Source organism: Streptomyces sp. NPDC039736, assembly GCF_055596485.1.
Genome location: NZ_JBVIUQ010000008.1, coordinates 375,519 through 389,034 on the forward strand (window position 1 = coordinate 375,519; position 13,516 = coordinate 389,034).

Genomic DNA, 13,516 nt, shown 5'->3' on the forward strand with positions numbered 1-13,516 from the left:
CGACGGCGGCGAACGAGATCCGGCTCACGCCGGCGCCCGCCCGGCGCCCCCCAGCAGTTTCGCCAGGGCTTCCGCCACCGCCGTCGCGATCAGCGCGTGCCCCGTGTCATCGGGGTGCAGGCCGTCGGCCAGGTGCTCCGGTCCCAGCAGTCCGCGTCCGGGCAGCAGGGCCAGCCGGTCGTCCCCGGCCGCCGCCTCCTCCCGTACGGCCTCCTCCAGTGCCGCGCGCAGCGCGCCCAGGGTGGCGCCTGCCGCGTTCGGGGCGTCCTCGGCGGCGGGGCGCAGCACGGGGGAGACCACCAGGAGCGGGGTGTCCGGATGGCCCCGGCGCACGAGGGCCAGGAAGGAGCGCGTCGTCTCGCGCAGCAGCGGTACGTCGAAGGGGGCGCGCCCCCAGCAGTTGGTGCCGAACGCCAGCGTCAGGGCGTCCGCCGGGAGCCCGGCGAGCTGCTGCGCCACCGCGAGCTCGGCCCGTCCCGCGCCCGCGTGCCCGAGGTTGACCGGCTCCAGGCCGAGCAGGCGGCCCGCGGCGGCCGGCCAGGCATGGGCGGGGCGGGTGGACCACCAGCCCTCGGTGATGGAGTCGCCGTGCACCACCCAGCGGGGGCGGGCGGGGGCCGGGGCGATCCGGCCGCCCAGGGCGCGTACCGCGAGCAGGCGGGGCGACCGGGTCTCGGGCGGGTAGAGGGTGAACGGTCCGGCGGGGAGGGGTGCGGGGCGGCCGGTGGCGGGCGGGAGGCCGATGCGTACGACCGACTCCTCCTCGGCCGGGTCGGCCAGCACCTCGGTGAGCTGTACGCCGCCCGCCCAGAGCCCGAAGGCGTGCGGGACCTCTCCCGGCTCGGCCCGGAAACGCACCTCCACGCTCGTCGTCCCGTACGCGAGGAAGTCCAGCGTGACGCCGACCGGCACCCGGGCCCGCTCCAGCACGTCCCACGGCAGCCGGTCCAGGTCGGCCGGGTCGGCCCGCAGCGGCAGGCCGTCCTCGTCGCGCCAGGCCACCCCGCGCAGAAAGGGTCCGGCGTCCAGCCAGGTCATCGGGGCCTCCCTCGGTCCGTCCCCGACACCCTGCCCCACCCGGGGGCTCGAACACGAGTGCGTCGTCCCGCACCGGCCGCGCCCCCGTCCCGCACCGGCCCCACGCCTTCCGCGTACCGGACATAAGGGAAATCGAAAAAGGGGGCGCAACGAACCGCCGCGGCGCGTCGATGCGCGCAATGATCGACCGCGTATGCGCAAGGTTGCTGCATTACGACCGGGAACTGACACCTCATAGGCTTCACCGCTGTACGTGGAGTGGCGGGGACCGCCTGCTCGGCGGTTCCCGGGCTCTCGGCTGTTCCGCCGTGCCTGTGCGGGGGCCGCCGCGGTCGCCCGCCGCCCGATGAGGCAGCAGAAGGAGCCACCCCCGTGTTGGACCAAGGCGCAGCGCCATCCGCCGTCCCCCCGGCGTCCCCCGGCAACCCGTTGTGGCGGCGCAAGCCGGTCGAGCGGCTGGTCAGCGAGGGTGGCCAGGGCGAGGGCGGCACGCTCCGGCGCACGCTCTCGATGTGGCAGCTGACGATGATCAGCATCGGTGCCACGCTCGGCACCGGCATCTTCGTGGTGCTCGGAACGGCCGTCCCCAAGGCCGGTCCCGCCGTCACGATCTCCTTCGTGATCGCCGGACTCACGGCGCTCTTCTCGGCCCTGTCCTACGCCGAGCTCGCGGGCAGCATCCCGGTCTCCGGATCCTCCTACTCGTATGCGTACGCAACGATGGGTGAATTCATCGCCTGGATCTGCGGCTGGTGCCTGGTCCTGGAGTACGGCGTCTCGGTGGCGGCGGTGGCCGTCGGCTGGGGCGAGTACGTCAACGAGTTCCTCGACGGGACGTTCGGCTTCACCATCCCCGACGCCCTGTCCGCCCCGCCCGGCGACGGCGGCATCTTCAACCTCCCCGCGCTGGTCGTCGTGCTCCTCGCGATGGCCTTCCTGCTCGGCGGGGCCAAGGAGTCGGCCCGCGCCAACACGATCATGGTCGCGGTCAAGATCGGCGCGCTGCTGCTCTTCTGCGTGATCGGCTTCCTCGGTTTCAAGTCCGGCAACTACGCCGACTTCATGCCGCTGGGCATGGCCGGCGTCAGCGCCGCCGGAGCCTCGCTCTTCTTCTCCTACATCGGCTTCGACGCCGCCTCCACCGCCGGTGAGGAGGCGAAGAACCCGCAGCGCGACCTGCCGCGCGCGATCATGCTCTCGCTGCTCATCGTCACCGTGCTGTACGTCCTGGTGGCGGCCGTCGCCGTCGGCGCCCGCAACTGGAAGGGCTTCGAGGGCTCGGAGGCCGCGCTCGCCGGGATCATGAAGGACGTCACGGGGCAGGCCTTCTGGGGCACCCTGCTCGCCGCCGGCGCGGTCATCGCCATCGCGAGCGTCGTCCTGACGGTCCTGTACGGCCAGACCCGCGTGCTCTTCGCGATGTCCCGCGACGGCCTGGTCCCCAAGGTCTTCGCCCGGGTCAGCCCGAAGACCGGCACGCCGCGCGTCAACACGATCATCGTGTCCCTCTTCTGCGGGATTCTGGCGGCGGCGATTCCGCTCGGCAATCTCGTGGACGCCACCAGCATCGGCACGCTCTTCGCGTTCGGCCTGGTCAACATCGCCGTGGTCATCCTGCGCAGGACCCGCCCGGACATGAACCGGACCTTCAAGGTGCCGCTCGGCCCGGTCTTCCCGATCCTGGGCTTCGCCTTCTGCGTCTACAACATGTTCGGGCTCGGTACAGCCACCTGGGTGTACTTCGGAATCTGGATGGCCGTCGGTCTCGTGTTCTACTTCGGGTACGGCATTCGTCACTCGCAGCTGGCGAAGGGCGCGCCGGAGAAGGTTTCCGCAGACGCGTAGAAAAGTGAACGACCCGCAGTGCGACTCAACGATCTCGACGAGCGAATCGTCCACGCCCTGGCGGCGGACGCCCGCCGTTCGTACGCCGACATCGGCTCCCTGGTCGGGCTCTCCGCTCCCGCAGTGAAGCGGAGGGTCGACCGGCTGCGCGCCGAAGGGGCCATCACGGGCTTCACGGTCCGGGTGGACCCGGCGGCGCTGGGGTGGGAGACCGAGGGGTTCATCGAGATCTACTGCCGTCGCAACACCTCGCCCGAGGCGATCAACCGCGGGCTGGAGCGGTACCCGGAGATCGCGTCCGCGTCCACCGTCACGGGGGAGGCGGACGCGATCGTTCAGGTCTTCGCTTCGGACATGCGGCACTTCGAGAGGGTGCTGGAGAGGATCGCGGGGGAGCCGTTCGTGGAGCGGACGAAGTCGGTGCTGGTGCTGTCGCCGTTGCTGAGGCGTTACTCCTCGGGGTCCCCGGCGTAGCTCCCCCCTCCGACACCGGGCCTCCCCCCGGGGGCCTGCTGCGGCCCCCGACAACCCCACCCTTCCTCTCAGGCCCGCCTTCTCCGGGCCCCGCCCCGACGCCCTTGGGGCTCCGCCCTCCGCGCCTTCGGACGTCGTTCAACCCCTTTCGGGCTTCGCCCCGGCCTTCTTCGGGCGTCGCCCCCCGCGCCTTCAGATGTCGTTCAAGCTTCTTCGGGCTTCGCCCCAGCTCCGTTCGGCGACGATCCCGCCCTCCCCGTCGCCTCCGTCCCCTGCGCGTCGCAGCCCCCCTCCGCCCCCGTCCCCTTGGGCGACGGGCCGCCCCAAGGGGGCGAGGGGGGTACCCCCTGCTCGAGCGAAGCCGAGAGCTTGGGGGAGGGCGGGCAAGGGGGCGGCCCACCGCTCCCGGCCTGCCCGGGTGCCGCCCCGTTGCGTGAGGCCTGTGCCGGGCAAGGTCCTCCGCGAGGGCCGGGAGTTCAGCCCCGGCACCGGATGCGTCAGCCCCTGCCGCTCAAGCAGGGGGCCCCGGACCCGCCCCTTTCCCTAAAGCGCTCGCCGCGCGGCTGTCCAGGGTTCACTGCGGGTGCGTCGTGGTTGCTCGCGCAGTTCCCCGCGCCCCTGAAGGGGCGCACCCCCCGGCGAGAACAGTGCAGGAGCGTCGTGGCTGGTCGCGCAGTTCCCCGCCCCCCCTGGAGGGTGCGGCCCCGGTGGGAGCCGTGCGGGTGCGGTTGGTTTCTCCCGCGTCCCGGGGGGCCCTTCGGGGGTGGCGCAATGAATCGGTGTCGGGAGGGGGGTGTGCGCAACGGATCGACGGTTGGTGCGCAACGGTCGAGCCTTGTCGGGGTGATCGGCGGACCGTACCGTCAATACGTCTTCCCACCCCCCTCCCACCCGCCCGAGGTTCGCCATGCCGTCGCCCCTGCCCGCGCAGCCCCCGCGCATCGCCCTGCTCCAGAGCTCCGGGCGCCCCGGCTCCGTGGCCGCGAACCTCCAGGTCCTCGACGAGGCCGCCGGGCGGGCCGCCGAGGCCGGCGCCGGGCTGCTGGTCTGCCCGGAGATGTTCCTGACCGGGTACGCCATCGGCAAGGACGCCGTGCACCGGCTCGCCGAGGCCGCCGACGGGGAGGGCGCCGACGCCGTCGCCGAGATAGCCGCCCGGCACGCGCTGACGATCCACTACGGCTACCCCGAGCGCGACGGCGACCGCGTCTTCAACTCCGCCCAGCTCATCGACGCCACCGGCGCCCGCCGCGCCAACTACCGCAAGACCCACCTCTTCGGCGGCTTCGAGCAGGAGGTCTTCACGGCCGGTGACGACACCGTCGTCCAGGCCGAGTGGGACGGCCTCACGCTCGGGCTGATGATCTGCTACGACGTGGAGTTCCCGGAGAACGTCCGCGCGCACGCCCTCGCCGGCACCGACCTGCTCCTCGTGCCGACCGCCCAGATGCACCCCTTCGAGTTCGTCGCCGAGTCCCTCGTCCCGGTCCGCGCCTTCGAGAGCCAGATGTACATCGCGTACGTCAACCGGACCGGCCCGGAGGGGGAGGGCGACGAAGCCTTCGAGTTCGTCGGCCTGAGCTGCCTGGCGAGCCCCGACGGGGCCACCCGGGTCCGCGCCGGACGCGGCGAGGAGCTCGTCCTCGGCGAGGTCGACGCCGCCCTGCTGCGCGCCTCGCGCGAGACCAACCCGTACCTCCGCGACCGCCGCCCGGGCCTCTACGGCTCCCTGGGCTGAGCGGCGCCGCTCCGGAAAACCCAGCCCGCCCCACTTCCCCGTTCCGCCCCCGCAAGGAGTCCGTACCCCATGACGTCCACGGTGCCCACCGCCGTCCAGCACACCGACGCGCAGCCGCCGATCACCATGTTCGGTCCGGACTTCCCGTACGCGTACGACGACTTCCTCGCCCACCCGGCGGGCCTGGGCCAGATACCCGCCGCCGAGCACGGCACCGAGGTCGCGGTCGTCGGCGGCGGGCTCTCCGGCGTCGTCGCCGCGTACGAACTGATGAAGATGGGCCTCAAGCCCGTCGTGTACGAGGCCGACCAGATCGGCGGCCGGCTGCGCACCGTCGGCTTCGACGGACCGAGCACCGAGGGCCTGACCGCCGAGATGGGCGCGATGCGCTTCCCGCCGTCCTCGACCGCCCTCCAGCACTACATCGACCTGGTGGGGCTCACCACCAAGCCGTTCCCGAACCCGCTCGCCCCCGAGACCCCCTCCACGGTCGTCGACCTCAAGGGCGAGTCGCACTACGCCGAGACCGTCGCCGACCTGCCGCAGGTCTACCGCGACGTCGCCGCCGCCTGGGCCGCCTGCCTGGAGGAGGGCGCCGACTTCTCCGACATGAACCAGGCCATGCGCGAGCGCGACGTCCCGCGCATCCGCGAGATCTGGGCCGCGCTCGTCGAGAAGCTCGACAACCAGACCTTCTACGGCTTCCTCTGCGAGTCCGACGCCTTCAAGTCCTTCCGGCACCGCGAGATCTTCGGCCAGGTCGGCTTCGGCACCGGGGGCTGGGACACCGACTTCCCGAACTCCATCCTGGAGATCCTGCGCGTCGTCTACACCGAGGCCGACGACCACCACCGCGGCATCGTCGGCGGCAGCCAGCAGCTCCCGCTGCGCCTGTGGGAGCGCGAGCCGCAGAAGCTCGTGCACTGGCCGCTGGGCACCTCGCTGAAGTCGCTGCACGAGGGTGCTCCCAAGCCCGCCGTGACCCGGCTGAACCGCACGGCAAATAACCGGATCACCGTCACCGACTCCTCCGGCGACATCCGCACGTACCGGGCGGCGATCTTCACCGCCCAGTCCTGGCTGCTCCTGTCGAAGATCGACTGCGACGACTCGCTGTTCCCCATCGACCACTGGACGGCGATGGAGCGCACCCACTACATGGAGTCCTCGAAGCTCTTCGTGCCGGTCGACCGGCCGTTCTGGCTGGACAAGGACGAGGAGACCGGGCGCGACGTGATGTCGATGACCCTGACGGACCGGATGACCCGGGGCACGTACCTCCTGGACGACGGCCCGGACCGGCCCGCCACCATCTGCCTCTCCTACACCTGGTGCGACGACAGCCTCAAGTGGCTGCCGCTGACCGCGCGGGAGCGGATGGAGGTCATGCTCAAGTCGCTCGGCGAGATCTATCCGAAGGTCGACATCCGCAAGCACATCATCGGCAACCCGGTGACCGTGTCCTGGGAGAACGAGCCCTGGTTCATGGGCGCGTTCAAGGCCAACCTGCCGGGCCACTACCGCTACCAGCGCCGCCTGTTCACCCACTTCATGCAGGACCGCCTCCCCGAGGACAAGCGCGGCATCTTCCTCGCGGGCGACGACATCTCCTGGACGGCCGGCTGGGCCGAGGGTGCGGTGCAGACCGCGCTGAACGCGGTCTGGGGCGTCATGCACCACTTCGGCGGCACCACGGACACGACCAACCCGGGTCCGGGCGACGTGTACGACGAGATCGCCCCGGTGGAGCTGCCGGAGGACTAGGTCCGCGTACGGAAAGGGCCGGGCGTACGTCCGTACGGACGCGTCCGCCCCCGGGGGTCAGCGCAGCGGGGTGAGCAGGCACCGCCCCACCAGCCCGGCCCCCGCGTCCATCCGCTGCGCGAACTCCCGGGCCAGATCCGGGAGTTCGCGCAGCCCCCAGAGCACCCGGGCCGCCGCCCACGCCGCGTCCCTGGCCCGCTCCAGGCTCCAGGCGCCGATCAGATGGGTGAGCGGGTCCGCGATCTCCAGCAGGTCCGGGCCCGGCATCAGCTCCTCCCGGATCCGCTCCTCCAGCGCCGCCAGGGTCTCCCCGACCCGGTCGAAGTCCGCCTCCACCTCGGCGGGCCCGCACCCCAGCGTCCGGCACGTGTCGACGACCGCCAGCGCCAGGTCGTGCCCGATGTGCGCGTTGATCCCCGCGAGGGCGAACTGCAGGGGCCGCACCCCCGGATGTCTGCGGTACTGGAACAGCGGCCGCCAGCACGCGGGAGGCCGCCCGCCCGCGGACGTCGCGTCGACCGCCGCCAGATAGCGTTCCGCGAACAGGACGTCCAGCGTGGCCGCGGCGCGCGGATCGGGGAAGCGTCCGCGGTCGATCTGCCGGGCGATCTCCTCCGTCACTGTGAGATACACCCGGTTGAACACCGCGACCCCGTCGTGCTGGGGCCACTCTTCACGGACCGTCCGCATCCGCGCCATCACGGAGTGCACGGACCCCGTGATTCCCGGGGTTTTCGAGGCGGACCGTGCGGTGCACGGGTGCGTGGGCCGTGTACGGTCCCTCTCAAAAGTGAAGTGCGTGAAGTGCTCGATCTGCGCCATGGGGGCAGCGTCCCAGTCGCGGAGCGTGCACGAGGCAGCCGGGCCGGGGCTTCCCCAGAACGAGGGAACGGAACGCCCCCGGCACCGGAGAAGAAGGGGGAGGGTCACGGTGTCAGGCATACCGGGCCGGCGCCGCAGGGGCCGCGCCGAAGGTCGGCACGGAGCCCACGGCGGAAAGAGCGGCAGCGGTACCGACAGCGGTACGAGCAGCCCGACGGGCGAGCCGCCCGCGGGGAACGCCGTCGGGACGGACGTGCCAGGTGGTACGGGCGGGTCCGGCGGTGCCCACATGGACCTGCCCGGCGGCACGGACCCGTTGGTCGCCGTCGACCGGACGGGCGGCCGGGCCGAGGCGCGCCGAGCTGCTCGCAAGGGCGGCCGCAGCGCCCGCGACGACAGGCGCGGCAGCACCTCCGCGCTGCGCGGCGCGATGGCGGTCGTCGCCTCCGTGGTGGTCGCCGTCGGCGGCGTCACCGGAGTGGTCTCCGCGACCTCGGGCGAGGACGAGCGTTCGACCGCGAAACCCGAGGTGACGCGGGCCCCGGTGGTGCCGCCGCTGCCCGCGGTGCCCAGCCCCTCGGCCACGACGCCCACGCCGTCGCCCAGCGCGACGGCGACGAAGAAGGCGGAGAAGAAGGAGGAGAAGAAGCCGCCGAAGAAGGCCGCACCGCCGCGCAAGCAGGACGCACCGGTCTCCGGCAACCTCTACCTCCACCCGCAGTCCCAGGTGCTGGACTGGGTGCGGGCCAACCGCGGCGACCCGCGGCACCAGCTCATCCAGTCGAGGATCGCCGCACAGCCGGCCGCCGTCTGGTTCGCCGAGTACAACCCGGCCACCATCACCAGCAGGGTCCGCGCGGTGACGGCCGGGGCGGCCGCCGCGGGACGCGTCCCCGTGGTCGTGCCGTACGCCATCCCCGAACGGGACTGCGGCGGGGCCTCGCAGGGCGGTGCGCCGAGCTTCGGGGCGTACGACTCCTGGATCGCGAAGTTCGCGGCCGGGCTCGGCAAGGGCGATGTCATCGTCATCCTCGAACCCGACTCCATCGCCCAGACGGACTGCCTGAACGACGGTCAGCGCGCCACCCGTTTCGCGGCGCTGTCCCGGGCGGGCAAGGCCATCCGCGCGGCCAACCCGAACGCGCGCGTCTACTTCGACGCAGGGCACTCCGGCTGGCACGCGGCCACCAAGATGGCGGGCTTCCTGCGCCAGGCCGACGCGGCGACCAGCAGCGACGGCATCTTCACCAACGTCTCCAACTTCCACCGCACCGCGGACGAGGTGGCCTACGCGAAGCGGGTGCTGTCCGCGCTCGGCGGCCCTTCCTCCCTCGGCGCGGTGATCGACACCAGCCGCAACGGGAACGGCGCGCCGGCGGCGGGCCAGTGGTGCGACCCCTCGGGCCGCGCCCTGGGCCGCCCCCCGACGACGAAGACGGGGGAGTCCCGCATCGACGCCTACCTCTGGGTCAAGCTCCCCGGTGAGTCCGACGGCTGCAAGGGCGCGGCGGGCAGCTTCACGCCGGACTACGCGGTCGAACTGGCCCGCGGCTGACCCCGCCCCCCACACGGGAAAGGGCCCGCCCCCCGGCGCTCTGGTCGCCGGGGGGCGGGCCCTTTCCCGTGCCCGGCACCTGCCTCAAGCACCTGGCCGCACGGTCGCCGCAAGGGGTGCGGGCAACCACGGCGCACCCGCGCGGAGACCGTCCACGGCACCGGGCGCCGACCGGACCCCGCCCGCCCGCGCGGCCTCAGCGCCCCTCGTCGTACGACGACGTCCCCGCGTCCAGCAGCGGCTCCCGTTCCCCGGGGCCTCCCGCCGTCTCCTTCATGTGCGCCGGCGCCAGCGCCCGCAGCACGTGGTACCCGGTGATCACCACGATCGTGCCGAGCGCGATCCCGCTCAGCTCGAAGCTGTCCGTGAACTTCAGGCTCACCCCGCCGACCCCGATGATGATCCCGGCCGCCGCCGGCACCAGGTTCAGCGGATTGCGCAGGTCCACCTTCGCGTTGATCCAGATCTGCGCGCCGAGCAGCCCGATCATGCCGTAGAGGATCACCGTGATCCCCCCGAGCACACCTCCGGGGATCGCCGCCACGACCGCCCCGAACTTCGGGCACAGCCCGAACAGCAGGGCGAAGAAGGCGGCGGCCCAGTAGGCCGCCGTCGAGTAGACCCGGGTGGCCGCCATCACGCCGATGTTCTCGGAGTACGTCGTGTTGGGCGGCCCGCCGACCGCCGTGGACAGCATCGAGGCCGCACCGTCCGCCGCGATCGCGGTGCCCAGCTTGCCGTCCAGGTTGTCGCCGGTCATCTCGCCGACGGCCTTCACATGGCCCGCGTTCTCCGCGATCAGCGCGATCACCACCGGCAGCGCGACCAGGATCGCCGACCACTCGAAGCTCGGGCCGTGGAAGGACGGCAGACCGATCCAGTCGGCCTTGGCCACGCCCGACAGGTCCAGCCGCCAGTGGTCGACGGCCGCTCCGCCGCCCACCGGCGAGTTGATCTTCCCGAAGACCTGGTCGAAGACCCAGGAGATGCCGTAGCCGAAGATCAGCCCGAGGAAGATCGCGATGCGGGAGAGGAAGCCGCGCAGCGCCACTACCGCCAATCCGGTGAAGAGCATCACCAGCAGCGCCGTCCACTGGTCCTGCGGCCAGTACGTCGAGGCGGTCACCGGCGCCAGGTTGAAGCCGATCAGCATCACGACCGCGCCCGTCACCACCGGGGGCATCGCCGCGTGGATGATCCGCGCCCCGAACCGCTGGACGGCCAGACCCGCCAGGAAGAGCGCCGCACCCACCACGAACACCGCGCCGGTGACGGTCGCGCTGTCGCCGCCGGTGGCCCGGATCGCCGCCGCCACCCCCACGAAGGACAGCGAACAGCCCAGGTAGGAGGGGACCCTGCCGTTGGTCGCCAGGAGGAAGATCGCCGTTGCGACACCCGACATCATGATGGCGAGGTTCGGGTCGAGACCCATCAGGACGGGAGCCACGAACGACGCGCCGAACATGGCCACCACGTGCTGCGCGCCCAGCCCCGCCGTGCGCGGCCACGACAGCCGTTCGTCGGGTCGGACGACGGCTCCGGGCGCGGGCGTGCGCCCGTCGCCGTGCAAGGTCCAGCGGACGCCGAGGCCCATGGGTGCTCCCGTTCAGCTCTGTTCTGATCCAGCTATGCAACTGATCCTGCTCGGTCAAGATCGATCGAGCAGGATCAAATGCTATGGCTGAAAACGGGCGCTCACTCCCCGGCCCGGGTCCTCACTTCGCGGCGGGCTCCAGCGGAGCCGACTCCCGGCCCGCCCCGCGCAGCACCTGCGCACCCACCACCAGGCCGAACGCCAGCACGGTCACCAGCCCGAACGACACCACCAGCGACGTCGCGTCCGCGACCGCGCCGATCGCCGAGGGGGCGATCAGACCCGAGGTGTACGTGATCGTGGCGACACCCGCGATGGCCTGACTGGGGTTCGGGCCGCTGCGCCCGGCCGCCGCGAACGCCAGCGGGACCACCACCGCCACCCCCAGCCCGATGAGCGCGAACCCGGTCAGCGCGAGCGGGACGTTCGGCGCGAAGACCACCAGCAGGCCGCCGGCCGTCGCCGCCACGCCCCCGACCCGTACGGTCGGCACCGGGCCGAACCGGTCCACCACCTTGTCGCCCGCGATCCGCGCGATCGCCATCGTCAGGGCGAACGCCGTCGTCGACGCCGCCGCGAGCCCGGGGTCGGTCGACAGCACGTCGCGGAGATAGACCGCCGACCAGTCCAGGCTCGCGCCCTCCGCGAACACCGCGCAGAAGCCCACCGCGCCGATGACCAGCGCCGACTTCGGCGGCAGGGTGAAGTGCGGCGGCGCCTCGGCGTCCGGAGCGCTGCGCAGGTCCAGTACGCCCTGGCAGGCTGCCAGGCCGAGGGCGGTCAGGACCAGGGCCGCCAGCAGGTGGTGCAGCCGGGCGTCGCTGCCCAGGTGCGCGGCGAGCGTGCCGCCTGCCGAACCGATCAGCGCGCCCAGGCTCCACATGCCGTGCAGCCCCGACATGATCGACTTACCGAGCCGGTTCTCCACCTCCACGCCCAGCGCGTTCATCGCCACGTCCGACATGCCGGCCGTCGCCCCGTACACGAACAGCGCCGCGCACAGCGTCCAGATGTTGGGGGCGAGCGAGGGCAGGACCAGTGCCAGCGTCCACAGCGCGAGCAGTCCGCGCAGCGCGTTGCGCGCCCCGAGCCGGTGGGTGACCGCCCCCGCCAGCGGCATCGCGACGGCGGCTCCGAACGCCGGGAACGCCAGCGCCAGACCGAGCTGGCCCGCGCTGATCGAGGCGTGGTCCTGGATCCACGGGATGCGGGTGGCGAAGCTGCCGGTCACCGCCCCGTGCACGCAGAAGACGGCGGCGACGGCGTACCTCGCCCGCTTCACCCGTTCCGTACCGAATTCCATGACTCCCCTTCGCCCCCGTTCGCGCGGTCGCGCCCGGTCCGCTGCGTATGCGTCTCCGTGTCGCGCCGTAAACTATCAGGAAGCCTGCCTGATAAATAGTGCGGGAAGTCGTCCGCGATCTGGAAGGATTCGGCCATGCCCGCCTCTCCGAGCACCGCCCGCGCCATCAACGACCGGCGTGCCCTGCAGCTGCTCCAGGAGGAGGGGCCTCTGACGGCCGGCCAGCTCAAGGCGCTCACGGGCCTGTCCCGGCCCTCGGTCGCCGACCTGGTCGAGCGGCTCCGGGGCGCGGGCCTGATCGCCGTCGTCGGCGAGAGCGGCGCCGAGCGGCGCGGCCCCAACGCCCGGGTGTACGGAATCGTCGCCGACCGCGCGCACCTGGCCGCCCTGGACGTACGGACCGGCGGCGTCGGCGTCGGGGTCGCCGACCTCCTCGGCAACCCCCTCGCCGAGAAGACCCTCGCGGTCCCCGCGGACATGCCGACGGACCGGGCCGTGGCGGCGGCCGTCGCCCTGCTGGAACGCACCGCCCGCGAGGCGGGCACCGCCCCGCTGCACACCGTCGCCGTCGGCGCGCCCGGCCTCATCGACCCGGCCTCCGGGGAACTGCGCGACTCCGCCTCGCTGCCGCTGTGGCACCGAAGGCTGGTCGCCGCCCTCCAGGAGCGCCTGCCGGCGACCGTCCTCGTCGAGAACGAGACCAACCTCGCCGCTGTGGCCGAACAGCGCCTCGGGGTGGCGCGCGGCCACGACACCTTCGTCTTCCTGTGGCTGGGGGAGGGCGTCGGCGCGGCCGTCGTGCTCGACGGCAAGGTGCGCAGGGGAGCCTCCGGCGGCGCGGGCGAGGTGGGCTTCCTGCCCGTGCCGGGAACGTCCGGGCTGCCCTCGGCCACCGGCTGCGACGGCGGCTTCCACTCGCTGGTGGGCGGCGGCGCGGTCTGCGAGCTGGCCGCCGCCCACGGCCTGCCCGGCGGCCCCGACGGACCGGCGGTCGTCGCCGCGGCCCTGGAGGCCGGCGAGCGGGCCGACCCCTTCCTGGACGCCCTCGCCGAACGCCTCGCCCTCGGGGCGGCGGCCGTCGTGGCCGTACTCGACCCGGGCTGCGTCGTTCTCGGCGGCGAGACGGGCCTCGCGGGCGGCAAGGCCCTGGCCGCCCGCGTCGAGGCCCGGCTCGCGGAGCTCTCGCCGCTGCGCACGGAGGTGCGGGCCGGGGAGCTCGGCGGCGGCGCGGTACTGAGCGGCGCCCTGCTGATCGCCCGCGAGGCCGCCCAGGACGACCTCTTCGCGCCCCGCTGAGCGGCCCCGCCGTCCGCACGGCACTTCGCCCCGGCCCCCTCGGGTGAGGGGGCCGGGGCGAAGGCGCGAGCACGGTCCGGTGCGCAG

10 protein-coding genes are annotated in these 13,516 nt (G+C 72.9%); 6 read left to right on the forward strand and 4 right to left on the reverse strand.

The annotated features are described in order from the left end of the window. Positions 1 to 24: 24 nt before the first annotated feature. Positions 25 to 1,038 (reverse strand): GDSL-type esterase/lipase family protein, encoded by a 1,014-nt coding sequence (locus tag ACZ56L_RS25995; RefSeq protein ID WP_471066623.1) that lies wholly within the window; start codon positions 1,036 to 1,038, stop codon positions 25 to 27. 372 nt (positions 1,039 to 1,410) lie between these two features. On the opposite strand from ACZ56L_RS25995, the gene ACZ56L_RS26000 reads away from it, so the two are divergent. The 4 genes from ACZ56L_RS26000 (at position 1,411) to ACZ56L_RS26015 (ending at position 6,859) form a co-directional block, all read left to right on the forward strand. Next, positions 1,411 to 2,883, forward strand: coding sequence for an amino acid permease (locus tag ACZ56L_RS26000; protein WP_380837883.1), 1,473 nt, complete (start codon positions 1,411 to 1,413; stop codon positions 2,881 to 2,883). An 18-nt stretch (positions 2,884 to 2,901) separates the two neighbouring features. Continuing rightward, positions 2,902 to 3,357: an Lrp/AsnC family transcriptional regulator gene (locus ACZ56L_RS26005; RefSeq protein ID WP_189827842.1), complete on the forward strand. Its 456-nt coding sequence runs from the start codon at positions 2,902 to 2,904 to the stop codon at positions 3,355 to 3,357. A gap of 907 nt (positions 3,358 to 4,264) precedes the next feature. After that, positions 4,265 to 5,095, forward strand: coding sequence for a carbon-nitrogen hydrolase family protein (locus tag ACZ56L_RS26010; protein WP_471066626.1), 831 nt, complete (start codon positions 4,265 to 4,267; stop codon positions 5,093 to 5,095). Positions 5,096 to 5,164: 69 nt separating this feature from the next. Further along, on the forward strand, positions 5,165 to 6,859 hold the full coding sequence (locus ACZ56L_RS26015; protein WP_471066628.1) for a flavin monoamine oxidase family protein: 1,695 nt from the start codon (positions 5,165 to 5,167) through the stop codon (positions 6,857 to 6,859). Positions 6,860 to 6,916: 57 nt separating this feature from the next. Here the strand turns inward: ACZ56L_RS26015 and ACZ56L_RS26020 are convergent, their stop codons facing one another. Next, the gene (locus ACZ56L_RS26020; RefSeq protein WP_471066713.1) at positions 6,917 to 7,558 is read right to left on the reverse strand and encodes a DUF5995 family protein; all 642 of its coding nucleotides are present in this window, start codon (positions 7,556 to 7,558) and stop codon (positions 6,917 to 6,919) included. Between the two features lie 553 nt (positions 7,559 to 8,111). On the opposite strand from ACZ56L_RS26020, the gene ACZ56L_RS26025 reads away from it, so the two are divergent. Beyond that, complete coding sequence (locus tag ACZ56L_RS26025) at positions 8,112 to 9,236, forward strand: glycoside hydrolase family 6 protein (protein ID WP_401761009.1); 1,125 nt, start codon at positions 8,112 to 8,114, stop codon at positions 9,234 to 9,236. 196 nt (positions 9,237 to 9,432) lie between these two features. On the opposite strand, the gene ACZ56L_RS26030 is transcribed toward ACZ56L_RS26025, so the two are convergent. Next, positions 9,433 to 10,830 carry a uracil-xanthine permease family protein gene (locus tag ACZ56L_RS26030; RefSeq protein WP_345225025.1) on the reverse strand — a complete coding sequence of 466 codons (1,398 nt, stop codon included), beginning with the start codon at positions 10,828 to 10,830 and terminating at the stop codon, positions 9,433 to 9,435. Between the two features lie 121 nt (positions 10,831 to 10,951). Further along, positions 10,952 to 12,133 (reverse strand): MFS transporter, encoded by a 1,182-nt coding sequence (locus ACZ56L_RS26035; RefSeq protein ID WP_345225027.1) that lies wholly within the window; start codon positions 12,131 to 12,133, stop codon positions 10,952 to 10,954. Between the two features lie 135 nt (positions 12,134 to 12,268). On the opposite strand from ACZ56L_RS26035, the gene ACZ56L_RS26040 reads away from it, so the two are divergent. Beyond that, a complete protein-coding gene (locus tag ACZ56L_RS26040; RefSeq protein WP_471066629.1) occupies positions 12,269 to 13,429 on the forward strand; it encodes an ROK family transcriptional regulator in 1,161 nt (386 codons plus the stop codon). The last annotated feature ends 87 nt before the right edge of the window (positions 13,430 to 13,516 follow it).